The 24,591-nt window shown below is 33.5% G+C and carries 24 protein-coding genes, 1 pseudogene and 1 CRISPR repeat array; of the genes and pseudogenes, 12 read left to right on the top strand and 13 right to left on the bottom strand.

The window, feature by feature from the left end; genetic code table 11:
- Positions 1 to 23: 23 nt before the first annotated feature.
- Entirely contained in the window at positions 24 to 743 is a 720-nt protein-coding gene (locus BKH45_RS04040; protein ID WP_095274197.1) for a methyltransferase domain-containing protein, read from the bottom strand.
- A 70-nt stretch (positions 744 to 813) separates the two neighbouring features.
- On the opposite strand from BKH45_RS04040, the pseudogene secG reads away from it, so the two are divergent.
- The 7 genes and pseudogenes from secG to BKH45_RS04005 all read left to right on the top strand — a co-directional run.
- Positions 814 to 1,098 (top strand): annotated as a pseudogene (secG, locus tag BKH45_RS04035) (preprotein translocase subunit SecG); the annotation flags it as partial.
- Positions 1,099 to 1,181: 83 nt separating this feature from the next.
- The gene (gene frr, locus BKH45_RS04030; RefSeq protein ID WP_095274195.1) at positions 1,182 to 1,739 is read left to right on the top strand and encodes a ribosome recycling factor; all 558 of its coding nucleotides are present in this window, start codon (positions 1,182 to 1,184) and stop codon (positions 1,737 to 1,739) included.
- Positions 1,740 to 1,787: 48 nt separating this feature from the next.
- Complete coding sequence (pyrE, locus tag BKH45_RS04025; protein WP_095274194.1) at positions 1,788 to 2,405, top strand: orotate phosphoribosyltransferase; 618 nt, start codon at positions 1,788 to 1,790, stop codon at positions 2,403 to 2,405.
- Positions 2,406 to 2,413: 8 nt separating this feature from the next.
- Positions 2,414 to 2,923 carry an RDD family protein gene (locus tag BKH45_RS04020; RefSeq protein ID WP_257874493.1) on the top strand — a complete coding sequence of 170 codons (510 nt, stop codon included), beginning with the start codon at positions 2,414 to 2,416 and terminating at the stop codon, positions 2,921 to 2,923.
- Positions 2,924 to 3,016: 93 nt separating this feature from the next.
- The gene (locus BKH45_RS04015) at positions 3,017 to 3,703 is read left to right on the top strand and encodes a F0F1 ATP synthase subunit A (protein ID WP_095274193.1); all 687 of its coding nucleotides are present in this window, start codon (positions 3,017 to 3,019) and stop codon (positions 3,701 to 3,703) included.
- Between the two features lie 5 nt (positions 3,704 to 3,708).
- The gene (locus tag BKH45_RS04010; RefSeq protein ID WP_095274192.1) at positions 3,709 to 3,930 is read left to right on the top strand and encodes a hypothetical protein; all 222 of its coding nucleotides are present in this window, start codon (positions 3,709 to 3,711) and stop codon (positions 3,928 to 3,930) included.
- Positions 3,923 to 4,510, top strand: coding sequence for a thiamine phosphate synthase (locus BKH45_RS04005; RefSeq protein WP_180675618.1), 588 nt, complete (start codon positions 3,923 to 3,925; stop codon positions 4,508 to 4,510). Before BKH45_RS04010 ends, BKH45_RS04005 begins: the two co-directional genes overlap by 8 nt.
- Here the strand turns inward: BKH45_RS04005 and BKH45_RS04000 are convergent.
- Positions 4,499 to 4,837 carry a winged helix-turn-helix transcriptional regulator gene (locus BKH45_RS04000; RefSeq protein WP_095274241.1) on the bottom strand — a complete coding sequence of 113 codons (339 nt, stop codon included), beginning with the start codon at positions 4,835 to 4,837 and terminating at the stop codon, positions 4,499 to 4,501. The two genes, BKH45_RS04005 and BKH45_RS04000, sit on opposite strands and share 12 nt — an antisense overlap.
- A 120-nt stretch (positions 4,838 to 4,957) precedes the next feature.
- Here BKH45_RS04000 and BKH45_RS03995 point away from each other — a divergent pair, with 120 nt between their 5' ends.
- Positions 4,958 to 5,473: an NAD(P)H-dependent oxidoreductase gene (locus BKH45_RS03995; RefSeq protein WP_095274190.1), complete on the top strand. Its 516-nt coding sequence runs from the start codon at positions 4,958 to 4,960 to the stop codon at positions 5,471 to 5,473.
- Between the two features lies 1 nt (position 5,474).
- On the opposite strand, the gene BKH45_RS03990 is transcribed toward BKH45_RS03995, so the two are convergent.
- A complete protein-coding gene (locus BKH45_RS03990; RefSeq protein WP_095274189.1) occupies positions 5,475 to 6,335 on the bottom strand; it encodes a menaquinone biosynthesis family protein in 861 nt (286 codons plus the stop codon).
- A gap of 110 nt (positions 6,336 to 6,445) precedes the next feature.
- On the opposite strand from BKH45_RS03990, the gene msrA reads away from it, so the two are divergent.
- The gene (msrA, locus tag BKH45_RS03985; protein WP_095274188.1) at positions 6,446 to 6,940 is read left to right on the top strand and encodes a peptide-methionine (S)-S-oxide reductase MsrA; all 495 of its coding nucleotides are present in this window, start codon (positions 6,446 to 6,448) and stop codon (positions 6,938 to 6,940) included.
- 3 nt (positions 6,941 to 6,943) lie between these two features.
- Here msrA and BKH45_RS03980 read toward each other — a convergent pair whose 3' ends face one another.
- From BKH45_RS03980 to BKH45_RS03930, 10 genes are all read right to left on the bottom strand, one after another.
- Positions 6,944 to 8,758, bottom strand: a complete 1,815-nt coding sequence (locus BKH45_RS03980) for an ATP-binding protein (RefSeq protein ID WP_143428377.1) — start codon at positions 8,756 to 8,758, stop codon at positions 6,944 to 6,946.
- Positions 8,715 to 9,398 carry a response regulator transcription factor gene (locus tag BKH45_RS03975; protein WP_095274186.1) on the bottom strand — a complete coding sequence of 228 codons (684 nt, stop codon included), beginning with the start codon at positions 9,396 to 9,398 and terminating at the stop codon, positions 8,715 to 8,717. The genes BKH45_RS03980 and BKH45_RS03975 overlap by 44 nt, the downstream gene beginning before the upstream one ends.
- 5 nt (positions 9,399 to 9,403) lie before the next feature.
- On the bottom strand, positions 9,404 to 12,442 hold the full coding sequence (locus BKH45_RS03970) for a molybdopterin-dependent oxidoreductase (RefSeq protein WP_095274185.1): 3,039 nt from the start codon (positions 12,440 to 12,442) through the stop codon (positions 9,404 to 9,406).
- 16 nt (positions 12,443 to 12,458) lie between these two features.
- The gene (gene nrfD / locus BKH45_RS03965; protein ID WP_095274184.1) at positions 12,459 to 13,628 is read right to left on the bottom strand and encodes an NrfD/PsrC family molybdoenzyme membrane anchor subunit; all 1,170 of its coding nucleotides are present in this window, start codon (positions 13,626 to 13,628) and stop codon (positions 12,459 to 12,461) included.
- A 1-nt stretch (position 13,629) separates the two neighbouring features.
- Positions 13,630 to 14,430, bottom strand: a complete 801-nt coding sequence (gene dsrO / locus BKH45_RS03960; protein ID WP_095274183.1) for a sulfate reduction electron transfer complex DsrMKJOP subunit DsrO — start codon at positions 14,428 to 14,430, stop codon at positions 13,630 to 13,632.
- 825 nt (positions 14,431 to 15,255) lie between these two features.
- Positions 15,256 to 15,821: direct repeats of the CRISPR family, unit length 36 nt; unit sequence ATTTTAGCATAGAAGAATTTAAAAACTGCCTAAAAC.
- A gap of 452 nt (positions 15,822 to 16,273) precedes the next feature.
- Entirely contained in the window at positions 16,274 to 16,870 is a 597-nt protein-coding gene (locus tag BKH45_RS03950; protein ID WP_095274182.1) for an AMIN domain-containing protein, read from the bottom strand.
- Positions 16,867 to 17,127, bottom strand: coding sequence for a hypothetical protein (locus BKH45_RS03945; protein WP_095274181.1), 261 nt, complete (start codon positions 17,125 to 17,127; stop codon positions 16,867 to 16,869). The genes BKH45_RS03950 and BKH45_RS03945 overlap by 4 nt, the downstream gene beginning before the upstream one ends.
- Positions 17,124 to 18,407, bottom strand: coding sequence for a phosphopyruvate hydratase (gene eno / locus BKH45_RS03940; protein WP_095274180.1), 1,284 nt, complete (start codon positions 18,405 to 18,407; stop codon positions 17,124 to 17,126). Before eno ends, BKH45_RS03945 begins: the two co-directional genes overlap by 4 nt.
- Before the next feature lie 8 nt (positions 18,408 to 18,415).
- Positions 18,416 to 19,468, bottom strand: coding sequence for a recombinase RecA (gene recA, locus BKH45_RS03935; RefSeq protein WP_095274179.1), 1,053 nt, complete (start codon positions 19,466 to 19,468; stop codon positions 18,416 to 18,418).
- Positions 19,469 to 19,904: 436 nt separating this feature from the next.
- A complete protein-coding gene (locus BKH45_RS03930) occupies positions 19,905 to 20,441 on the bottom strand; it encodes an LPP20 family lipoprotein (RefSeq protein ID WP_095274178.1) in 537 nt (178 codons plus the stop codon).
- A gap of 184 nt (positions 20,442 to 20,625) precedes the next feature.
- Between BKH45_RS03930 and trpS the strand changes: the two genes are divergently transcribed.
- The 3 genes from trpS to yejB are packed head-to-tail and all read left to right on the top strand — an operon-like array spanning position 20,626 to position 24,491.
- Complete coding sequence (gene trpS, locus BKH45_RS03925; protein WP_095274177.1) at positions 20,626 to 21,612, top strand: tryptophan--tRNA ligase; 987 nt, start codon at positions 20,626 to 20,628, stop codon at positions 21,610 to 21,612.
- 15 nt (positions 21,613 to 21,627) lie between these two features.
- On the top strand, positions 21,628 to 23,436 hold the full coding sequence (locus tag BKH45_RS03920) for an extracellular solute-binding protein (protein WP_180675616.1): 1,809 nt from the start codon (positions 21,628 to 21,630) through the stop codon (positions 23,434 to 23,436).
- A 2-nt stretch (positions 23,437 to 23,438) separates the two neighbouring features.
- Positions 23,439 to 24,491 (top strand): microcin C ABC transporter permease YejB, encoded by a 1,053-nt coding sequence (gene yejB, locus BKH45_RS03915; protein WP_095274176.1) that lies wholly within the window; start codon positions 23,439 to 23,441, stop codon positions 24,489 to 24,491.
- The last annotated feature ends 100 nt before the right edge of the window (positions 24,492 to 24,591 follow it).

The following is a 24,591-nucleotide window of genomic DNA, read 5'->3' as shown; positions in this document are numbered from 1 at the left end:
TAATATTGTGATGCATTCTTAGGCTATGAAGTAATTTGCTTGGGGGTTCCTATAAATATCAAAACTTCGTATTCTGCTTTTTCGTAAGGGATATGATTTCTAAAATATTTTGCTTCTTGATAGCTTAAATTGCCTCCTCCTAATAGTCCTGAATTTTTTAGATGCCGGAGGAAATCTTGCCGATTTTGAAAGGATTCTTCAAAATGCGCTATATAACTTTTGCCTCTAAAATATTTCCCAAGCATATCTTTGAGGGCTTCTTTAGATCGCAGCGGGGAAGAGGTGTTTAAAAAATTATGCACACTTTTTAAACTTTTGTTTGTGTAAATTCCAAATGCAACTTCTGAGCAATTTTGTGCAATTTTAGACAATATATATTCGAGATTCTTTGCCCATTGCAAAGAAGATGCAGCTATAATCAAATCGCTTTTAGGAAGAGAGATTTTTTCAAAATCCTCACATATAAGGTTAATATTTTGAATATGATTTAATTGCTTGGGGTGATAGAAAAGCATTTCTTTGGCTATATCAATCCCGATAAAATTTTTTACTTTTATTTTTAATTTTTCTATCTCTATTGCCACGCTCCCACTCCCACACCCTATATCAAGGACATGATAAAAATATTTATATTGCAGTTTATTTAACAATAGGTGAGCAATACGAGTTTGAATCAAGGCAGATTTCTGATAAACATGAGCTTGTCTTGCAAATGAATTTTGATTATTTTTAATAGTTTGCATTTGTGAATTTTATCTTCTGATCAATAAAGTTTTGGTAAAATCTTATCTTAAATATTTTATGGAGAGAATAATGATCAATACACTCCTTGTGATTCAAATCATTTTAGCAATTTTAATCGTCATTGTAGTTTTGCTACAAAAAAGCTCAAGCATTGGTCTTGGTGTCTATAGTGGGAGTAATGAATCTGTTTTTGGCGCAAAAGGTCCGGCAGGATTTATGGCAAAACTAACAATGTTATTAGGCTTTTTATTTTTAGTCAATACAATTTCTTTGGGTTTTATTTACAACAAAGAGCACAATAAAAGTCTCCTTGATAATACCTCTGAAACCTCCAAAAAAGTACTTGTTCCTGCTGCACCATTGCAAAATACACTTGAACCTGTCAAGCCATTAGCGCCACTTGCCCCTCAAAATCAGGAAACCAAAAAGGAAAAATAATGCTGGGAGAAATTTATAGCTACACTAAAAATCATATGGATAAAACATTGGAATCTCTGCGTAGGGATTTTAGCACTCTTAGAAGCGGTAAAGTCTCCATTAGCATACTGGATAATATCCGTATTCATTATTATGATACGCCTACACCTTTAAATCAGGTTGGTTCTGTCATTGCTCAAGATGCAACAACTATTGTCATCACCCCATGGGAAAAAAATCTTCTCAAAGATATTGAACGTGCCATCCAAGAAGCTAATATTGGTGTCAATCCAAATTCTGACAGTGATTGTATTAAATTATTTTTTCCCCCAATGACTCAAGAACAAAGAAAAGAAATTGCCAAAGAGGCTAAAGGTATGGGAGAAAAAGCAAAAATAGCTATCCGCAACATTAGACAGGATTCTAATAATCAGGTCAAAAAACTTGAGAAAGATAAAGAAATCACTGAAGATGAAAGCAAAAAGGGATTAGAAGAAATCCAAAAATACACAGATGAGTATGTAAAAAAAATTGAAGAAATGACTAGAAGCAAAGAAGAAGAAACTATGAAAGTCTAGGGTTTTAAAACTCTTGATTTTAAAACCTTAACAAAAAAGAAGGAAAACATGGGATTAGATATTAAAAAATATTATATACAAGCCAATGCTTTGCTAGAGGGACATTTTTTGTTAAGTAGCGGCAATCATTCTGATTATTACCTCCAGTCTGCTAAAGTTTTGGAAAATCCAAAAACTGCAGAAATTTTAGCTCAAGCATTAGCCCGACAAATTCAAGAAGCAAAAATAAGTGTTGATTGTGTTTGTTCTCCGGCACTTGGAGGGATTTTGGCAGGGTATGAACTTGCCAGGGCATTAGGTGTGAGGTTTATTTTTACTGAACGTGTAGAAGGGCAGATGAGTTTAAGAAGAGGTTTTAGTATCAAAACAAATGAAAAAGTCCTGATTTGTGAGGATATTATCACAACCGGAGGATCTGCGCTTGAGGCTGCAAGATGTGTAGAATTCCAAGGGGGGAAGGTTGTTGCTTATGCCGGGCTTGCTAATCGTGGATTTTGCCAAAGAATGGGATCTGTATTAGAAAAAAAACCTGAATGCAGACTTCCTGATGAGGTGCCATTGTTTGCTCTTGAAGATTTTATTTTTAATATGTATGATCCTAAAGATTGTCCTCTTTGTAAAGCAGGTAAAGATAAAGCCATTAAGCCCGGCAGTAGAGGGAATTAGGATTTTATTTGAAAAATCAACCCAAACACAGATGGAGAAATACCAAAAAACCAAAAAATCCCCACTCTATCCCAACCCCTAAAAAATCTACCATCATGCAGACATTGCAAGAAATTTATGCCTTTAGAAGAATCAAAGCTTTTATCACAGATTTATTTATGATTTATACCCCTATTCTTTATGTTGTTACTTATCTTATTTTGGGAAGTGCTGAAAAATTTCGCCATGATCAAGTAAGTATTTTTATTTGTTTGTTGCTTTATGGCATTATCTCTGCCATTTTTATTGCTATTTCCTCTCAAACACCGGGATTGCGATATATGGAATTAGCTATTAGCGCGCCAAATGGTAAAAAAATAGGATTTTTCAAAGCGCTCATAAGGTTTTTTATATGGATATTCGGGGTAGCCATACTTCTAGGACTTATTACACCATTTTTTCGCAAAGATAAAAAATGCCTTCATGATATTATTTGCAATACGACTCTTGTCCAAAAAATATCAAAGACAAAATCTTAAATCCAATTTTTCTGTGTTTCCAACGCTTTAATAGATACTTAAAAATTTTTTAGCTAAAATCCTAAATATACAACGACTGGAAAAAGGTTTTTCATGGAACATAGACTTTTTACTTTTGCAAGTTTAATCAATCCGGATCATGATTTTATTATCGGTTTTTATACTGTTATATGTGCATTAGTTGCTGTAATTACGGCAAAAATTGCAACAAATAAAATGCAAGTTATTCCCTCAGGAATCCAAAATATCTATGAAAGTGCTTTGAGTGGCATGTTGTTTATGGCAAAAGATATTATTGGAGAAAAATTAGCCAGGAAATATTTTCCTCTTGCCGGAACAATTGGAATATTAGTTTTTTTCTGCAATATGCTTGGTATTATTCCGGGGTTTGAAGCTCCTACTGCAAATTGGAGTTTTACTCTTGTGTTGGCTTTGATAGTCTTCTTTTATTATCATTATGAAGGATTAAAAGCGCATGGGTTTTTTCATTATATTGCCCATTTTATGGGACCCGTTAAATGGCTTTCACCTTTAATGTTTCCTATTGAAATCATTTCACATTTTTCGCGTATTATTTCGCTTTCTTTTCGTCTCTTTGGTAATATTAAAGGTGATGATATGTTTTTGTTGGTAATGCTGATGCTTGTGCCTTGGATTATTCCTATTGCGCCTTTTGGAATACTTGTTTTTATGGGAGCATTACAAGCTTTTGTTTTTATGATACTTACTTATGTATATCTTGCCGGAGCTGTGGTAGTACAAGATCAAGATCAACTCTAAACAAAATGAAAAAAATTACCATTGTCAAACTTTTAGAGTTTTTTGTGGGTTTGTTCTCCGGGATGAGTGTGTTTGGAAGTATTGCTTGTTTTTTGGCATTCAAAGATTTTAGTCCTCTTATCGCTCTTGTATTATCTCTGATTTTTTTTGCTATTTTTAGTTTTTTTGGTATTGTAGCCAAGGCTTTAAGTATCCTTCTCAAAGCCGATGAATCCAAACATGTTTGAAAGCTATTTTATCACTTCGCCTCTTCTTTATCCTCAAAATTCTGTTGAAATTTTTTATCATCATCTCCGGAATATTTCTTTACATCATAGTATTGACAAAGCCTGTTTTAGAGATAATGTAAACATAATTCCTATAGATTTAATCAAAGTATTTGCGCAATGGTGTCAATCTCATCATATCAAAAGTTTTTTGAATTTATCAAACACTTCTTTGAGTTTGAAAATTGCCAATCAATGCAATATAGATGGCATACATATCAAAAGTAACCAACTTCACACTATTAAAATAGCTATCAGTGAAAAAAAAAGTATTTTTTATAGCGCTCATCAAAGCAATGAAATTCTGCAAGCTCTAGATTTGGGAGCTCATTTTGTTACTATTAGCCCAATATTTCCAACCCCCAATAAGCCAAAACCTTTGGGGATAGACTACTGCAGCCATCTTAACTCTCATATCAAACCTCATTTATTTGCATTAGGAGGGATCATTACTGAAGAACAAATCAATGCTATAAAATCTTTTCATTTAAGAGGTTTTGGTTCTATAAGATATTTTTTGCCACATAATTTAGTTTTTTAGGCAAACATAAGAATCTCCCCATTGATAAATACATTCTAAAACGCTAGCTAACTCTTTGCCCTTATTTGTTAAATGATATTCTACGCGTGGGGGAATTTCACTAAATACTTCTCGTTGAATAATTTGTTCTTCTTCAAGTTCTTTTAATTTTATGCAAAGAGTTTTTTGGGTCATGTAAGGTTCGAAAAAATCCCTGAGATCTTTGAATCGTTTTTTTCCATCTAAAAGCTTATAAGCAATATAAAGCTTCCAGCGATCGTTAAAAATCTTTCCAAAATATGATACCGGACAGAGATTATCAATTGCATATTTTTTATTTTGTTTCATGTGTTTATTATAACACATTTTAGAGACTCAGTAAAAATAAAGTAACTTACTTTTAATAAAGTAAGTTACTTTTAAGATAATTATGATATTATATGAAATCTTAAATTTAAAGGAAATTCAATGAAAACACTCATTATTTTGGCTCATCCAAATCTGGAAGAATCTGTTGTCAATAAAGCCTTAACCCAAAGCATTATAGATGCAGATATTACTGTGCGTGATATTTATAAAATTTACCCCCAAGGTAAAATTGATAGAGATAAAGAAGTAGCGCTTCTAGGGTCTCATGATAAAGTTATCTTCCAATTCCCGCTTTATTGGTTTAGTTGCCCAAGCCTTCTGAAAGAATGGGAAGATTGCGCTTTAAGTGGAGTTTCTTTTGGTCCTAATCCTAAAATGCTTGCAAATAAAATATTCCAAGTAATCACTTCTACAGGAAGTCCTATAGAAAAATATCAATCTGATGGTAGGAATCAGAAAACCTTAGAAGAGATTTTGCTTCCTTTTAGCCTTTGCGCAAAATATCTGGGAATGAAAGTTGCTCCTATACACTGCACTTATAATACAATGGGAATGACAGATGAATTACTTACTCAAGCCATTGAATCTTATAAAAAAGCCTTGCTTGAAAAATAGATTAAGTATGTCTTAGATTTTGATAAAGTGTGGGGATAAAATAATCCTCACATTTTATCAGCCTGTCATAAATCCCTGCTTGAAAACCTAACTCAAATAATTTATCAATACCTTGTTTTTGAATCTCATTTAAACTCACAGAATTATCATTGGCATAGAGATTTAAATAAGTATCTAATTCTTTTTCATTCACGCGGATAATGTTACGTTCCATGAGCATTTTAGAAAGAGTTTTTTTATTTTTAAGTGCTACTTCTACAGCCCCAGTAAGCACGGACTCTATATCAATAGCTTTGTTTAAGGGGATAGAACGTCTTAGGGCCATTCCTCCAAGGGGCAAGGGCAATTCTTCTTTTGTTTGTTCGCACCATATATCCCAAATTTCTCTCTCTACTTCAAGAGAAGAATCAAAATTCAAAATTGATTCATGTATTAATACGCCACCATCTACTTCTCCACTTAAAACGCTTTCTTCAATATCAAGAAAATTCTTATAAATAATCTTTGCTTCAGGGTAAGCCAATCTAAAAATAATAGCATTGGTAGTATGTGCTCCACTTAAAGCAACTTTGAAGTTTTTCTTAAGATGGGTTGATTTTTTTTTGATGAGTTTAGGGCCATAACCTTGCCCGAAACTTACTCCCGTTTTTAAAAGTGCAAAATCTTCTTTCACAAAAGGATAAGCTCCAAATGAAATAGCACTTACATCATAAATACCCTTTATCGTAGCTTCATTGAGTGTTTGTATATCTAAAGCTGTATGACTAAATTTTTGCCCCAAAGGACTATCTACCCAACCAAATACGATGGCATAATACATAAATAAATCATCAGCATCAGGGCTATGGGCTACTTTAATCATGGTGTCTCCTTAAAGTTAAAAACTAATTATAATGCAGATAATCTTAAGTTTTATCCAATTTCTATATCAAAACAGATACAATAAAAATAAGCAAAAAATAAGGAAATAAAATGCTTCACACCATTTATCTTGCCGGAGGTTGTTTTTGGGGTATGCAAGGTTATTTTGATCTTCTTAAGGGCGTTGTCAAAACAAGTGTAGGTTATAGCAATTCAAACATACCCTATCCTAGCTATGAAGTTGTATGTAGTCAAACAAGTGGGGCTATTGAAACTCTTGAGCTTATTTATGATGGAGAAAAAATTAAATTAGATGAAATTCTGACTCGATTTTTTTCTATTATCGATCCAACTTCATACAATCGGCAAGGGAATGATATAGGATCCCAATATAAAAGTGGGATTTATACTCAAGATGCAAAAATATTAAAATATATAAAACAATTTGTTCAAAATATACAATCTCGTTATGACAAACCCATTCTTACTCAGGTTGATAAACTTAAAAACTACTATTTGGCTGAAGATTATCATCAAAACTATCTCAAAAAGAATCCTCAAGGGTATTGTCATATTGATCTGTCTTTAGCCCAAAAACCTATTTAGCAATTAAGTCCCCATCAGTCTTTCCAACCATATTTCAAATATTGCCCCTGATGTATCATTGTAAGCAAGAAGTTCCCCGTTAGTGTTTTTTTCTATAATAATTTTGCTCATATAAAGCCCGATACCTGTCCCATTCATTCCTTCTTTGGTGGATACATAAGGTTCAAAAATCTTTTCAATAGGATTTAGTTTTATTCCCTCACCATTGTCTTTGATAGATACAACAACCCTATTGCCCAAAGTAGCAATTTTAAGTGTGATTTTTGGATTTTTTATTTTTCTTTCCAGTAAAACATCTTTAGCATTTCCTAATATATTCAAAAGCGCTTGTGAAAATTCGCGCGGATAGCCATCAACAAAAACTTCTTCATACTCTTTTGTTTCCAAAACAATATGATGGTTTTTAAAGGCAGAGTCAATCAGGGCAATAGTATTCAAACACATTTTATTAATGCTATAAACACTCTTTTGTTTATCAGTGCTAAAAAAGCTCCTAAAGTCATCAATTGTATTGCTCATATGCAAAATGAGATTTTCTCCCTCAGAAATTTTTTGATTAAATTTTTCAGGATCAAGTTTGCCCATCTCTTCCAGCACACCCATATTGGCAAAAATAGCTCCTAATTCAGATAGGGGCTGTCGCCATTGGTGGGCAATGTTGCCTATCATTTCACCCATAGAAGCCATTTTGCTTTGATGGAGTAAAATCCTTTCTTTGAATTTTGCCTCTTCTTCTTTATGCATACGACGTTTAATTTCTTGAGATACTTTTGTTTCTAATGTTGCATTCAAGACTTGAAGTTCTTGTTGTTTGGATTTCAAATCAGAATTAGACACTTCAAGACGTTTGATGAGTACATCAAAACCATAATTAAGAATAAAAAACAATAAAACAAATGTAATAAGGGCAAAAAACAACGTCTGATAAAGTGTATATTTGAATTTTTGTTGCCAGGAATTTATATCTTGATATAAGACAAATTTCCCAATTACTTTATCTTGATAAGAATACAAATCAAAAGCATGTGAAATATACATATTGCCATCAAAAAAATACTTTTTTCCCTGATCTAAGGGGGCTGTTTGTAAAAAAACTTTTTCTATGGGTTTAAATTTTTCTTGAGAATAGAGAAAATAATGCCCATTTTTGATCCCATTTTTTTGGGGTGAAATTTTATCTTTGGATATAAAAATGAAGCCTTTTCCATAACCATATTGCATAATCTTTTTAGAAAAAAACTCAGGAGAGAATACAAACTCCAAAACTCCCAAAAATTTATCTTGAAAAATAGGTACGAGCACATTATAAGTCATTTGATTATCATGAGTAAAAAACCCATATTTTGGCTTGAGATTACTAAAATCCAGCATTTTAATTTTTTGATTGACAAACTTATAATCTCCGATTGAAACAAGATGATTGAGATGGTTATCATAAAAAATCATATTTTTTAAATAACTGCTTTCATGTTTTAAAACTTCAAATCTTTGGATTGAAAGACTCTTAAGAAGAGAGGGGTTTTTTTGTTTGATAGCTTTTATAACGCCATAAGAATGGATATTGCTAAATGCCCTATTAATGAAAAAAGAAGTAATATTTTCAATAGAAATTTCAAATATATTTTGGATTTGTTGTCCATAAAAAAGTTGGATTTTTTTATTTTCTTTACTCATGTCTTGATAGCGAAAATAACTAAAAGTCAGAAGAATAAAAATAAAAAGTCCCAAAACTAAAATCATTGTTTTGGTTTTGGTAGATATGCCCAAACTTGTTTTATTGGAGAATATACCCATTGCCAAATACGTTTTGAATTTCAAGACTTGGGGCTTTTTTTCGCAAAGACTTGATGATAGATTTCAAAGCTTCCTTGCCTACATCTTCTTCCCATACTTCATTGATAATGCTATCAAACTCAAGCATTCTGGAACGATTGATTAAAAAAAATTCTAAAAGTTGGTATTCTTTTTTACTCAAATAAATTTTTTCTCCTTGGATAATCAAAGCTTTACTCAGGACATCATAAGATAAACCTTGATGAATATTAACAACCAATCCCCCAAACATACAGGCCATCCAATCTACACAAGAGATCAGGGCATCTTGAAGGGAATTTTTAGAAAATGGTTTAGAGAGATAACGTGTAATATTAAGCTCAACTGCCCTTTGAAGATATTCTTGTTCATTATGAGCAGTCAAGATAATTACGGGGATTTTTTTATTTTCTTCTCGAATCCGTCTAAGCACTTCTAAACCATCTACTTTAGGCATACAAATATCTAACATTAACAAATCTGTATGATTGTTGTCAAAAAGCCTTATTGCTTCTTCTCCATCGCTAGCTAAAAGCACTTTTTCAAAATATAAACCCAAAATTTCTCCAATATTGTTTTGCACACCTCTTTCATCTTCGGCATACAAAACAGTTTTGGTTTTAAAAATTTGGAGTTTGGAATTCACTCAATTTACCCTTCAGATATACCTATTTTTTCAATTTTTACAGGCAAAGCATTCCTGGCACAAGACCCGATAACAAAATCACCCAATGTTCCCCCCCGATCTTTATCGACCATTCCAAGATGGTTGATATTGATCCCTGTTTTAATCGCAGGATTGCCTATAATCTTCTTGTCTCCTATCATAATACTCATAGCGCCTTCTCCCATCCTGCCTCCACCATGTTCAATACCAATACCAAAGGGAATAATACCCTCTTTTACTCTACATAACCCTATTGCCTCGCCATCTCTTGAGCTAACACGTATTTTATCGCCGTGTTTAAGTCCATATGCTTGAGCAGTTTTGGAATTCATATCAAAATAAGTGCTATAACGAATGTCTCTGATAGCTGCACTTGCCCCACTAAGAGGGGATAAGACATTTGATTTATAACCAAAAGCCAAAAGTGGATAAACTTTGATTTCTTCTTGATCATAAAGTTCTTTGCCATTATTAAAACGTTGTGGATAATATTTTGGGACACCACTGAGCTTCTCTCCGGTAATAGAATGCCTTGAAGTACCTACTTGTTCGTTATAGACCATAATAGGTTTTTGATAAGATCTTTTTATCTGTTCTCCTTGATAAGAATCTTTTTTTGAGGCAAATTTTCCTCCACGACACATTACATAAGCAACTTTTTTCCAATTTTCTCCGCACACTCTTTTTAATTCATCTTCAAATGCATCAATACCACAAATTATCATATCTGCATCGCTAGCTTCAGGGGTATCTTCATCAATTAAGGCGAGATTTTCAAAAGCACGCAAATACAAATCGCTAGGTTTATCTAAATCAAAACTATTCCCATCTTTTCCCATCAATGCTCCCTTGCCAAATCCCGGCAAAGAAAGTGCCTTTCCAAGCTCAATAATGAAACTATCCATAGAGATAGGTTCTCCATTTTCAAAAGTTGCATTTTTATTTTTAATAATAGGGAAACGCAAATGATTGGCTTTGGTTTGGAAACCGGCCCATGGGGAGGTGATTCCCCAAGTCTCATACATCACGCTATCAGGCACAATATAATCGGCATATTTGCTAGTATCATTAATAAAAGGATCAATGGCTATAAAAAGTGGGATGGATTTTTTTGGATCTTTTAGAAGTTCTTCAATAAAAGGAGCGCCAGGTTGTTCATAAACAACATTGCATGCCCAAGTAATGAGTATATCAAGCTTATAAGGATAACCTAAGGCGCTATTTGTGATGATCTCATTTTCAAGAGCATTTGTAAGGGGATACCACATATATTTTGCCGGATAGGGGTTTTGTGCATTTTTGAGTTTGTTTTTATATTCGCTTGTATCTTCATATCTCATTTTTGCACGATCAATTCGCACACCACCCCCTTTGGGTTTATCTTTGATGGCAAAAAGATTATATTTGACTCCATCAAAATCCTCATATCTTCCCCCACCCATGCTCATGCCGCCTTTGTGATTGAGATTGCCTACCATAGCTCCTAACATCATAATCGCATAAGCGCTGTAAAATCCTGTAGTTTGCATTGTCCCCCCATGGCAATCCAGGGCTACTTCCCTGCCATAACTTGTCCATTCTTTTGCAATTTTTTCTATATCTTGGACTCCTATCCCGCTAAAATCGCTATATTGTTGCAGTGAATATGATAAAGCACTTTCTTTTAGCATATTAAAAGCACTCTTAACCTGCAATTTTGATCCCTCAAAGACAACCTCGCCTGCAAAATCAATATCTGCTTCCGGCACATTTTTTGCATTTTTGAGTTTACCATCTTTTTTATCAATCACATAAAAACCATCTTTATTGCCTAAGATGTGTCCTTCTTTTTCTCCTTTTGTGATCACCAAATGAGAGGCATTGGTATAGCTCATATCCCCCAAAGCCTTTCTGGATTCTTCGCTTGGAATACAGAGATAGGCTTGATTATAGAGTTTGTTTTCGATAATAACCCTTAATAGACCCATTACAAATGCCAAATCTCCACCGGGTTTTATGGGTAACCAACCGGATTTATCCCCTACAGCAATGCTATCACTATTAGTTAAAATTGGTGTAACCGTAACATATTTGCATTCTCCTTTTGTGCGCGCTTTTACTAAAAGTTTGGCTTGTCTTTTGAAAGGATTTCCTGCTTGTGCAGGAGCAGCAGCAATATTGAGTAAAAATTTTGTATTTTCAAAATCAGGTTTCAAATGAGGATAACCCTTAAAATCTCCCAAATAAGCCGCTTCTCCTGAACGCATTGATAATCCGCAAGTGGCTGTATGTCCCATAAAATTGATCGTGCCAAAGCTTTTGGTAAATCGCTGGATCATCGCTTTTTGTCTGCCCTCATCAGTTGTGCCTAATACACAAAGTTTATTGACCATTGTCCCATATTCAGGGTTGTTTGGATCAATAGGGGTTTGTAAATCTCTAACTGCTCTCAATCCCTTGATTTCACCTTCTCCAAAAAGATTCCCGCCTTCAGTAATTTCGCGAATCAAATCTTGCGGGGAAATTTCTATCCATTTGTTTTCTCCTCGCTTACCCACTCGTTTTAAGGGTTTTGTGATTCTAAACTCGCTATCTATTTTGTCAAATACAATATTTCCTCTTGCGCACACTGTGGATCGATTTTGCATACCTTGATCTTTGAAGCCTGAGGTTAATAAAATACTCTCTTGAATAGGGGTATGATAATCCAGCCATGGATCTGATGACAAAAGGCTATAAGGATTTCCAAACACACGTTCAACCTTATTGGTTGTTTTGTTAATCTTGACTCGAATACCGCAAAAAGTCACACAGCCATTGCAAACAGAAGGTGAAATTTTATAGTTTTTGTTAAAAGTTATTTTTCCAAAATCATCAACTTTTGCTTCTACTCCACCGGGAGATCCGTAAATGGGATCTTTTGCTCGCTCACCATTGTCCTTTAGAAGTACTGCAGAACCCAACATTTCATGATACCCGCCAAGACCTGCTACACCGGTAACTATACCAGTGCCAATGAGAAATTTTCTTCTGTTTTTTTCCATTATCTCTACCTTTTATTCATTGTTTATAATATTTACTCATTTCTTTATCCCATGGGAATATTGCCATCACTAAACACAAAAGCGCAATAAATATTCCCCAATTAGAAAGCGCTGAAATAATGCTATCTTGTCCCCAAAAATCAGGTATATAGTTTAGGAGACCCGGGGTTGTTCTGCCGATACTCTGTCCGCCAATAACAATATTCCAACGAAAATCCCAAACTCCAATCGAACAAATCGCTGCTCCAAACAATGATATAAATAAATTCTTGCGAAGTTTAGAAACAAATCCAATCACCATAGGTATCAACAAACACAAAATATATTCAATCAAGATAGTCTCAGTTAAATTAGCCTTAAAAAATCTCATTAAGGCATATTTTTCCTCGCCATTAAAGGGGATAGCAAAAGTAAGCCAAAAAAATCGAATCGTCAAATCAATCACAATAAACCATGCCAAAAGTTTCATCAATCTATCAACCATATCATAATCAATTTTTTTGAAATCGGCAAAAAACCTTTGAAAAATACATAAAATCACAACTAAAAGCCCCGTTCCTCCCACCATTGCTGAAGCCAAAAATAATATAGGCATCAAAGGGGTATGCCAAAGTGCCACTCCATGTGTAGCACCTAAAATATAGCCTGTGTATCCTTCTACGCTTAATGCAAAAAAGATTCCTATCACACTTAAAATTAAGCCTATTTTATGATTTTTTTGTTCTTGTGCTTCTCCTAATTTTATTCTCCATAAACTTGCAATTTTAAAAATTGTCTTTAAAAACTTGTTATTTGTGCAATGATAGGCATGAACAAAATATTCTCGATAAAATATCAAAACATTAAAAAGTAATAAAAAAAAGTAAGATACCAATATCAATACGCCCCATTTCATTGGCGATGTAGGGAAATTTTCCCATCCATGGGTAAAGAAATTCGAAATTCTTCCGGGTTGTTTGAGGTCATCAATGAGATTTAAGGGCGCTGCTACTAAAAGTACAAAAGCTACTAATAAAGAAAATCCCGCAATAGGTTTATATGACTTCATGCCAAAAACATTCCCAAAACTTGAAATGATAAAAGCTGCCACAGATACCCCGGTAAACCAAAAATAATTAGGTATATCAATCCCCCAAGGTCTTGCAGGGGTGATAGTATCAATTGTATTTAAAACTAAATCATACATGTTATTTTCCTCCTTCATAAGCGACACTCCATTGTGCTAAAGGAGTTTTGTCTATTTTTTTAGCCAAATCATCTAAGATTGCTTCACTCACAGGAATATCTGAAATTTCATCATTCAATCCTATATAAAAAACTCTAGGATTTGTACCTTGGTCTTTTTTCATTACATTGGTTGGGAACATATTTAAAAGCTTTGAAATTTCAGAGTTTGGATTATTGAGATCTCCAAATACTCTTGCACCCCCTACACAAGTTTCCACACATGCAGGTAGCAATCCCTTATCCACTCGATGGGCACAAAATGTGCATTTATCGGCTACTTTGGTGAGTTTATTGAAAAATCTTTTATCATAAGGGCAAGCATTGATGCAATAACCACAACCCCAACATACTGTATCATCAACCACTACAATCCCATCCTCACGCTTAAAGGTTGCTCCTGTTGGGCATACGCTCACGCAAGATGGATTTTCGCAATGATTGCACAGTTGGGGTAAAAAAGCCTTTCTTACATTTGGAAATACGCCTATTTCATATTCAGAAACATAAGTGCGGTATTGCCCTGTAGGGACATTGTTTTCGCATTTGCATGAGGCTGTGCATGCCTGACATCCTACACACTTACGTAAGTCGATGACCATTCCAAAACGTTTTCCCTTCTGCCCTATGTATCTGGGATCTTGCTTATCTCTGCCGGGATTTTTAAGGGTAAATGCTTGGGCATTACCAGCCCCAATCCCTGTAGCAACAAGTCCCAAAGACATGGTTGTCAGGAAACTTCGTCTGCTGTTGTTTGAATCCATTATCTCCTCCTATAGTTTGTGAATTTATGAGAATTTTATTTTAATCTTGGGGTGAAATAGGGGTGAAAAGAAGAAAATTATTTGAGTTGTCTTAATTTATTGAAATTTGAAAAATATGAATATTGTTTTATTTGTCTCTTTATGCATTAAATCAACGAAAAATTTTTTCTAAAAATATTTGAAATTCCCTATTAAATTTTTTATTTTTTAAAATATACTATAATTTTTTAATATTTTCATAATTTATATACCAAAATATATAAATTTATAACATAATTTTTATAATTTTTTGAAGATTAATTTTTCTTTATTTTCTTCATATCTATCTAAAATAAACTTGATTTTATCAATCATCAATAAGGCATTATTATCATAATTTTTAGAAGTAATTGTTATTTTTTATATTTTTACTCTTGACATGATCCCCTCCTTTCTCTCTATGTATTGCTTAATTGGATTGGCTAGGCTTAGGAATTTTTTTATGTTTTTATAAAAACTACTATTTATTCAAATTTTAGTTTTTGATAGCCCTAATTTTTTGCATTGTGGGTTATTAGACTAAATGTGGATATTTACCGGATATTTGTTAGAGAAAAATTTGCTAAAAATATTGATTTATTTTTGAAAGTTGTTTTAAAAGGCTTGAAGATAATGAAAAATATTTATTATTTTAGGGTTTTTCGGAGATTGTAACTCCACATGGAACCCTATAACCATTTATTCTAGGCAGTTTTTAAATTCTTCTTCTAAAGATTGGTATTATAGCATATTTTCTATGCTTTTTGACCTTTTTTCTCCCAAATTTAGGGAATAAAAACAAGGTCTATTTTAGCATAGAAGAATTTAAAAACTGCCTAAAACGCTCTTCTGTAGGCATTGATTTAATTTTTCATTTTAGCATAGAAGAATTTAAAAACTGCCTAAAACCACACTTGATTATAAAATTGCTTTTTGATTATTTTAGCATAGAAGAATTTAAAAACTGCCTAAAACATCATTGGAGGCATTATTTATAATCACATTATTTTAGCATAGAAGAATTTAAAAACTGCCTAAAACCCAAAAAAGTTCTACTTTTAACGTGGGGTTTATTTTAGCATAGAAGAATTTAAAAACTGCCTAAAACAGACATTCAAAAGAGTATAGAAACATTTGATTTTAGCATAGAAGAATTTAAAAACTGCCTAAAACAATTTTCTCATCACTCAGGGCAATATCGATATTTTAGCATAGAAGAATTTAAAAACTGCCTAAAACGATTGGGTGGTTAGTAACTAATTTTCAAAATTTTAGCATAGAAGAATTTAAAAACTGCCTAAAACTAAGTAATATGTGTATCAGATAGGATTTTATTAGAGTGTATTTTTAAGAATTTGGGTAAGAATTTGATTGATGGGTGCTTTTGCATCAATAATAACATCAGCAGATTTTCCATAAATACTCTCACGTTGGATATAGAGTTCATAGGCTTTATTTAAATCCGAAAAAAGAGGCCTGGAAGCAATTTCTGAAGAATTTAAACGCCTGCATATTGCTTCAAAATCAATCTTGAGATAAAATACCTTTCCCATTGCATTGACTGGATTGAAAATAGGCATACCCCCACCTGTAGAGATGATAGCATTGCAAATACTTTTTTGTGCCCATTTGATAAAGTCTGCTTCTAGAGTGCGAAAATATTTTTCTCCATAGGAATCAAAAATTTCTTTAATACTGCAAGAAACTTTTAGATTAATAAGAGAATCTGTATCTATCAGATATTTATCTGTATGTTTCGCTAAATGCGTGCCTATAGTTGTTTTGCCACATCCCATAAACCCAATCAAAACAATATTATTTTGCATTATTGCACGCTTAGGACATAATATTGATTTTCGCGATTTACTTCATACCGGTATTGCCCATCAAGTGTGATAACAATACGATAAAAAGCATTGTGTGTGCCTATAGATATTTTTGTAAAATATTTTTTGTTTATTTCAATATTCTTATTAATGCTAGGATCTTTTCTGTCTACATCAATAACAATGCGATAAGGATTTGGAAGAAGAAAATTTCTTTGAATTTTGGCAGCAGTATGGATATAAAGTTTATTTCCTTTGATAAAAAATTCAAAAGGTGAGATAGTGTAATAACTGGTTGTTTCAGAAACGATAGCACTTTTTTGACTCAATCTCAAAGGATAATGCCAATCAATGCTTTCATCAATGTCTAAAGTTTTTTGATTGATTGATCCATCAATATTTTCATAAGTAACGGTGATACTTTTTAAAATTCTAGCTGTAGTAGGGAGTTTGAAGTCAAAATTTTCAAAATAATTTTTACTATTTTTAGAGGAGTCATGAGAACTTTCTTTTGGAGTCAGTAAGGGTTCAAATGGATTTTCTCTACCCACTGATATATACAGAAACAAGCATAGGAAAATAAAAATTTTTTTCATGGTTCTAATCCTTTTAGCTCAAAAAGTTGTTTTTGTAATTTAGCATTATTATATTGGAGTCTTTGGACGCTTTCTTGAAGTGCTGCTTTTTTATCTTTGACTGAAATAAGCACTTCAATAGAATTAGTGCCAAAAAGCAAATAACCCATATATGCTCCTGTTGCCATAAGCACAAGAAAAATAATAATCAAAACACGATTGACATAAATTTTACGCCACAATCGTGCATATCCTTGAGGAAATAAATTTTCTTTCATGAGTTGTTCTTAAAAAGCTCTCTACCTAAATATTGTGTATGGGCTATTTCGCTTTCAATTTGAAGTAATCGGTTATATTTGGCAATTCTCTCGCTTCTGGCTGTTGATCCGGTTTTGATCTCCCCTGTATTGAGGGCAACAGCAAAATCAGCAATAAAAGAATCTTCGCTCTCACCGCTTCGATGACTCATCACACATTTATAATTATTTCTTTGAGCCAAGCTTACAGTTTGCATACTTTCACTTACTGTTCCAATTTGATTAGGTTTGATAAGCACTGCGTTGGCGATATTTTGTTCAATGCCATGTTTAAGGATAGTTTTATTGGTTACAAACAAATCATCTCCTACAAGTTGGATTTTGTTTCCTAATTTCTCTGTGAGGTATTTCCAGCCTTCCCAATCATCTTCACTTAGTCCATCTTCAATAGAGACGATTGGATATTGTCTCACCATATCTTCATAATAGGATACAAGTTCATGAGATGTAAGCTTTCTATTTTCTCCCTTAAGATGATATATACCATTTTCTTCCGAAAACTCACTACTAGCTACATCTAAAGCCAAAGAAATATCAGTGCCGGGTTTATATCCGGCTTTTTGGATAGCTTTGAGAATAAGCTCAATGGGTTCGACATTATTTTTGAGATTAGGGGCGAACCCTCCTTCATCTCCGATACTGGTGATGTGTGAGGATTCATTTAGAATTTTTTTGAGATGTTGATAGACTTCTGCGCTAGCTCGCAGGGCATCTTTGAAGGTATCAAATCCTAAGGGCATAATCATATATTCTTGGAAATCAACAGTATTATCAGCATGAGATCCACCATTGATGATATTGAGCATCGGAACAGGGATAGTGAGGGCATTTGCACCACCTATATAACGATAAAGAGGGATATTCAAGGAGCTTGCCCCGCTACGAGCTATTGCCATTGAGACGCCCAATACAGCGTTTGCCCCAAGATTTGAATAATTATCTGTGCCATCAAGGCTTTTGAGTAGTGAGTCAATGTGATTTTGATCAAATGGTGTTGCGCCAATGAGGGCTTGAGAGATTGTTGTATCAATATTTTCGCATGCCTTCAAAACTCCCTTTCCCAAATAGCGTGATTTATCCCCATCCCTAAGTTCAAGCGCCTCTCTTTTGCCCGTGCTTGCACCACTAGGAACAATTGCAGATTCTATCGTGCCATCACTTAAAATCACTGTTGCTTTTATCGTTGGATTTCCCCTGCTGTCAAGGACTTCTTGAGCATAAATATTTTCTATGTAAATCATGATTTCTCCTATTTGACTTCAGTCATTTCATCAAGAGGTTCATCAGGTAGGGGCATAATTTCTTCTGTTGCACCGATTTGTTCTTTGATTTTGTTTGAAAGTTCTTGCGCTAGAGTTTTGTCTTCTTTGAGAAGGATTTTTGCATTTTCTCGTCCCTGACCAAGTTTTTTATCCCCATAACTTAACCATGCGCCACTTTTGTCAATAATATCAAGTTTGATTCCATAATCAATGATTTCGCCTTCACGACTAATGCCCTCTCCAAACATAATATCAAATTCAGCCTCTCTGAAAGGTGGGGCAACTTTGTTTTTAACAACTTTTGCTTTGGCGCGATTACCAATTTGTTGTTCGTTTTGTTTGAGAGTTGCAATACGTCTAATATCAATCCGCACACTTGCATAGAATTTTAAAGCATTGCCTCCTGTAGTGGTTTCCGGACTACCATAACCCATTTGTCCTATTTTCATGCGGATTTGATTAATGAAAATTAATGTTGTATTCATTTTATGTAAGATAGCTGTAATTTTTCGCAAAGCTTGACTCATAAGTCTTGCTTGAAGTCCTACATGGGGATCGCCCATATCTCCTTCTATTTCTGCTTTTGGTGTGAGGGCGGCGACTGAATCAATAACAACAAGATCAATCGCGCCACTTCGCGTGAGTGTCTCTAAAATCTCCAAAGCCTGCTCTCCATTATCCGGTTGGGAAACAAGGAGGTTTTCAGTATCGACGCCTAATTTTTTAGCATAATAGACATCAAGGGCATGTTCTGCATCAATAAAAGCGCAAATTCCTCCATTTTTTTGGCATTCTGCAATAATTTGCAAGCTCAAGGTTGTTTTACCGCTAGATTCAGGACCATAGATTTCCACAATCCTGCCTTTAGGAATACCTCCAATTCCTAGCGCCATATCTAGACCTAGAGAACCCGTAGAGATAGAATCTATCTTTTCTATTTGTTTGTCTCCCAATCGGACAAGCGCTCCTTTACCAAATGCTTTGTCAATCTGCTTGAGTGCCAAATCAATTGCTTTTTGCTTTTTTTCATCTATTGCCATTTGTTTCCTTTCTTGCTGCAATTTTTAAATTAATCTAATAAATGTGATTTTAGCATTTTACCGAAGTCTTAACTAAATCAAACTTAGAATCTTAGAAGTTTTTGTAAAAAACTTTATTGCAGGCGGTCATGAAAGAATATACATTGAATTCAAAGTTATCAAATTTAAAATATTTTTTAAATTTTTATAACTTTTTACTTTTGATAATAATTTGATTTTAGCAAATATTTGTTATTGATTATGGGTTATTTTATGGTGTCTTGGTAGTTTTTAAGTTCTTTCAGTCAGGTAATGGTATCATTTATCATAGTTTATGAAATGAAGTTTATTGAAAATATTCTAATTCTAAATTCTTTAAATCATTCAAAAATACCTGTTTTTGAATGATTTAAAATTAATATAAAGTTTAGACTTCATTATTCTTTGATGTGTTTGATTAGTGGGTAGATTTTTCCCCATCGATAATATCATCAACAGCTTGAGACAATGCTTTTGCTGCAGCTTTATCAAGGGCTTTGTTTTTGGCAAGATTTTCTTGTAATAATTTTGTATCAAGATGATCCACTTTTACAAGTACCCACAATGTGCCATCATCACTAATCCAAGTTTGAACTCGTTTAGAACCTGCAAGAGTTGTATCAACACTATTTCTGATAGCTTGCACAGCTTCAGTAGAGACATCATCTTCTGTGCTGCTGGAGAGTTCTTTGTATTTGCTTTCTATTTTTGTAGCAATTTGACTTGCGATCTCTGCTCGTGCGGTATTAGTCGCTTGTGTGGTTGCAAAGCCAATGTTATTGTTTTTAATCTTTGCACTTCCTGTAGCACTTAAGAGGTTTTTATCCCCACCAAGGACCCATTGCGGAGCATTTTTCAATCCGTAAGCATCCACATTTCCAAGCCGGGCTTTTGAACTGCAACCTGCCAAAATACCAACAGCAATTAACGCGCCAATTAGATAACTTCTTTTCATCTCTAATTCCTTTTTTCTTCAAATTTTTTAAAATTTTCATTCTAATTTTATGAAATTCTTATTATTGTAATGGAGTATTGATTAAAATAACATAAAGTATAAACTATAAAGTTTTAATTTCAATCGAGTCTATTATTTATGTATAATAAATGCTTTTAAAATTTGAATTAGCAAGAGGTTAGCAATGGAGAAAAAAAGAGTATTTTCGGGTATCCAACCTACAGGACAAATTCATTTGGGGAACTATTTGGGTGCAGTCAAAAATTGGGTAGATTCTCAAGATGAGTATGAAAATATATTTTGTGTTGTGAATTCTCATGCTATTACCACTACACAAAACCCCAAAGAACTTAGAGAAAAAACTTATGAACTTGCAGGCATGCTTCTGGCTTGCGGGATAGATATGAAAAAATCCAATCTTTTTATACAAAGTGAAATTGATGAGCATCCGGCGCTTGCTTGGGTATTTGATTGTAATATTTCAATGGGCGAAATGAGTCGCATGACACAGTTTAAAGACAAATCTCTTAAAAATCCTAAAAATGTAAATGTGGGACTTTTTAATTATCCTGTTTTGATGGCAGCTGATATTTTGCTTTATCAAGCAGATGGTGTGCCTGTAGGCGAGGATCAAAAACAACATTTAGAGCTTGCCAGAAATATTGCACAAAGATTTAATCGTGATTTTGGAGAATGTTTTAAAATTCCTGAGCCTATGATTCCAAAAATAGGCGCAAGAGTAATGGGATTGGATGAACCTGCGAATAAAATGAGCAAATCTTTTAATGGAGCTAATCACGCGATATTTTTGTTGGATACTCCGGATGAAATTATGAGAAAATTTAAAAAAGCCACTACAGATTCTCAAAATTCTATTGTGTTTGATCAAAAGCGTGCAGGTTTATATAATTTGCTTAATATTTATGAAATTTTTACACACAAAGATAGAAGAAAAATTGAAGATGAGTTTGAAGGCAAGGGCTATGGTGTATTTAAGACTATGGTAGCAGAAGTTGTTATTGAAGCATTAAGACCTATTAGAGAAAAATATGAAAAATTAAGATCTCAAAAGGGATATATTGAAGAAGTATTAAATGAAGGAGCAAATAAAGTTCGCCCTATAGCAAAGGCTACTTATAAAAAAGCCAAAGAATTTGTTGGCTTAGTGTGATTTGGGAAGGTAAAATTGTTAAGAATTATATGGTTTTGTTTTATTTTTGGATTTTTGTCTTTGGAGGGGGAATCTTATATCAGTCTTGGTGAGAAGGTAAAATATCCTCATCTGAAGTATTTTGATTATGCTAATCCTCATGCGCCCAAAGGAGGAAGTATTAGAAATTATTCTTTAGGCACATTTGATAGTCTCAACCCTTTTGTTATCAAAGGAACTCCTGCTGAAGGGCTTGATTTGATTTATGATACACTTTTAGCACAAAGCATGGATGAACCTTATGCGCAATATGCTCTTATTGCTGATGATATTGAGGTTGCTAAAGATAATTCTTATGTAATTTTTCATATCAATAAACATGCTAAATTTAGTGATGGCGTGAGTGTAAGCCCCAGTGATGTCAAGTTTAGCTTTGATATATTGATGCAAAAAGGTTCTCCAATTTTTAAACAATATTATGCTGATGTGCAAAAAGCAGAAGTTTTAGACAAACAACGTATTAAATTTATTTTTAAAACAACCAAAAATCGCGAACTCCCTTTGATACTTGGACAACTTCAAATTCTACCCAAGCATTATTATGAAAAAAATCCTTTTGGCAAAAATCCCTTGCTTATTCCTATAGGAAGTGGTCCTTATAAAGTCAAATCTTATGAAGTAGGAAAGAAAATTATTTATGAGAGGGATAAGAATTATTGGGCAAAAGATCTGCCTTCCAGAATAGGGCAGTTTAATTTTGACACTTCTATTTATGAATATTACAAAGATGATACTGTTGCATTAAGGGCATTTTTAAGTGGAGAGTATGATTGGCGTATTGAAACAAGTGCAAAAGTTTGGGCTAGGGGTTATGTAGGCAAGGGGATTGATTCCGGGGAAATCCACAAAGTTTCTATCAGACATTATTTGCCTAGTGGCATGCAAGGGTTTTTTTTCAATACAAGAAGGGATATTTTTAAGGATATTAGGGTAAGAGAAGCATTATTTTATGCTTTTGATTTTGAATGGAGTAATAAAAATTTGTTTTTTTCTCAATATAAGCGCACAAAGAGTTATTTTGATAATTCTATTTTTGCTTCTTCAGGATTGCCCAAAGGAGAAGAATTGCATATTTTAGAGCGCTATAAAAAGCAGTTAGAAAAAACTGCTCCACAAATTTTTGATTCGCCCTATATGATTCCCGGAACAGATGGAGCAAGAGTTTTAGGTGAGAATAGAAGAGAGAATTTAAAATTTTCTCAGAAACTTCTCAAACAAGCAGGCTGGATCATAAAAAACAACCAATTGATTTATGCTAAAACTCATAAGCCTTTTTCTTTTACGTTGCTTTTAGATAATCCTGCTTTTGAGCGTTTAGCTCTTTCATATGCGCAAAATTTAAAGGTTTTGGGTATAGAGATGAAAATTCAACGTGTGGATTTAAGTCAGTATATCAATCGTTTGCGTGATTTTGATTATGATATGATTGTGGCTGTAATTGGGCAGTCTTTATTTCCCGGGAATGAACAGAGATATTTTTGGGGAAGCCAAAGCGCGCTCACCAAAGGAAGTAGAAATTATGCAGGGATACATGATGGGGTGGTGGATAATTTGATAAATTTACTCATAAAATCAAAAGATAGAAAAGATCAAATTGCTATTACACGCGCACTTGATAGAGTTTTATTGTGGGGATTTTATGTGATCCCTCATTATTACTTGCCTAACTTTCGTATTGCTTATTGGGATAAAATTGCCATGCCGAGGATAAATCCAAAATATGGTTTTTCACAATATTTATGGTGGGATAAAAGTCTTGAATCTAATTCTCAAAAAGAGCCCTAAGAATGTTACATTATATACTCAAACGTTTTTTATTGATTATCCCTACGCTTTTTGGGATTATTACGATTAATTTTTTTATCATCCAAATGGCTCCTGGGGGACCGGTAGAGCAGATGATGGCAAAGATGCAAAATATTAATGCAAGTAATGAATCCAGTATGGGAAGTATTGGAAACAAAGCATATCGCGGGGCAGAAGGTATGGATAAAGATTTGCTTGTTTCTTTAGAAAAGCTTTATGGTTTTGATAAACCTCTTTGGGAGAGATATCTTTTGATGATAAAACATTATTTGAGTTTTGATTTTGGAGAAAGTTTTTATCGTCAAATTAGCGTCATTGATCTTATTAAAGAAAAACTTCCGGTTTCTATTTCCTTAGGTGTTTTTAGCACGCTTTTAATTTATCTTATTTCCATTCCTCTAGGTATTTTCAAAGCTCGTCACAATGGATCGAGGATTGATGTTGCAAGTAGCCTTATTATTGTGATTGGTAATGCTGTTCCTGCATTTTTATTTGCAATATTGCTTATTGTTTTGTTAGCAGGAGGAAGCTATTGGGATATATTTCCACTTCGAGGATTGGTGAGTGATAATTTTGGCATGCTTAGCTTTTGGGGAAAAATAAAAGATTATTTATGGCATATCACTTTGCCTGTTATATGCTTATCTATAGGAGGGTTTGCAACACTTACACTGCTTGTAAAAAATTCGTTTTTAGATGAAATTCATAAACTTTATGTAACCACTGCAAGGGCAAAAGGCGCTAGCGAAGAAAGAATTTTATATAGACATATTTTTCGTAATGGAATGTTGCTTGTAATCTCAAGTTTTCCCGGAGCATTTTTGGGGATGTTTTTTAGCGGAAGTTTATTGATTGAGATTATATTTAGTTTAGATGGATTAGGGTTTTTGGGATATGAAAGTATTGTCAATCGAGATTACCCTGTTGTTTTTGGTACACTTTATATTTTTACTCTTTTAGGGCTTATTGTAAGTCTTATTAGTGATATTACTTATACTTTGGTTGATCCAAGGATTGATTTTGAAAAACGTTAAAAATATGAGATTTTTCTAGGCTTGTAAGGAATTTTGGGATTTTATATTTTATTAGAATCTATATTGAATGTTAATTTTGTCTCCTCAAAAGATACTCAGA

Source organism: Helicobacter sp. 11S03491-1, assembly GCF_002272835.1.
Lineage (GTDB): Bacteria > Campylobacterota > Campylobacteria > Campylobacterales > Helicobacteraceae > Helicobacter_J.
This window is presented reverse-complemented; position numbering and strand designations above follow the sequence as displayed.

Coding starts and splice junctions, on each gene's coding strand:
- BKH45_RS04040 (WP_095274197.1), bottom strand. CDS start 743: ATGCAAACTATTAAAAATAATCAAAATTCATTTGCAAGACAAGCTCAT.
- frr (WP_095274195.1), top strand. CDS start 1,182: ATGCTGGGAGAAATTTATAGCTACACTAAAAATCATATGGATAAAACA.
- pyrE (WP_095274194.1), top strand. CDS start 1,788: ATGGGATTAGATATTAAAAAATATTATATACAAGCCAATGCTTTGCTA.
- BKH45_RS04015 (WP_095274193.1), top strand. CDS start 3,017: ATGGAACATAGACTTTTTACTTTTGCAAGTTTAATCAATCCGGATCAT.
- BKH45_RS04010 (WP_095274192.1), top strand. CDS start 3,709: ATGAAAAAAATTACCATTGTCAAACTTTTAGAGTTTTTTGTGGGTTTG.
- BKH45_RS04005 (WP_180675618.1), top strand. CDS start 3,923: ATGTTTGAAAGCTATTTTATCACTTCGCCTCTTCTTTATCCTCAAAAT.
- BKH45_RS04000 (WP_095274241.1), bottom strand. CDS start 4,837: ATGAAACAAAATAAAAAATATGCAATTGATAATCTCTGTCCGGTATCA.
- BKH45_RS03995 (WP_095274190.1), top strand. CDS start 4,958: ATGAAAACACTCATTATTTTGGCTCATCCAAATCTGGAAGAATCTGTT.
- BKH45_RS03990 (WP_095274189.1), bottom strand. CDS start 6,335: ATGATTAAAGTAGCCCATAGCCCTGATGCTGATGATTTATTTATGTAT.
- msrA (WP_095274188.1), top strand. CDS start 6,446: ATGCTTCACACCATTTATCTTGCCGGAGGTTGTTTTTGGGGTATGCAA.
- BKH45_RS03970 (WP_095274185.1), bottom strand. CDS start 12,442: ATGGAAAAAAACAGAAGAAAATTTCTCATTGGCACTGGTATAGTTACC.
- nrfD (WP_095274184.1), bottom strand. CDS start 13,628: ATGTATGATTTAGTTTTAAATACAATTGATACTATCACCCCTGCAAGA.
- dsrO (WP_095274183.1), bottom strand. CDS start 14,430: ATGGATTCAAACAACAGCAGACGAAGTTTCCTGACAACCATGTCTTTG.
- BKH45_RS03950 (WP_095274182.1), bottom strand. CDS start 16,870: ATGAAAAAAATTTTTATTTTCCTATGCTTGTTTCTGTATATATCAGTG.
- BKH45_RS03945 (WP_095274181.1), bottom strand. CDS start 17,127: ATGAAAGAAAATTTATTTCCTCAAGGATATGCACGATTGTGGCGTAAA.
- eno (WP_095274180.1), bottom strand. CDS start 18,407: ATGATTTACATAGAAAATATTTATGCTCAAGAAGTCCTTGACAGCAGG.
- recA (WP_095274179.1), bottom strand. CDS start 19,468: ATGGCAATAGATGAAAAAAAGCAAAAAGCAATTGATTTGGCACTCAAG.
- BKH45_RS03930 (WP_095274178.1), bottom strand. CDS start 20,441: ATGAAAAGAAGTTATCTAATTGGCGCGTTAATTGCTGTTGGTATTTTG.
- trpS (WP_095274177.1), top strand. CDS start 20,626: ATGGAGAAAAAAAGAGTATTTTCGGGTATCCAACCTACAGGACAAATT.
- yejB (WP_095274176.1), top strand. CDS start 23,439: ATGTTACATTATATACTCAAACGTTTTTTATTGATTATCCCTACGCTT.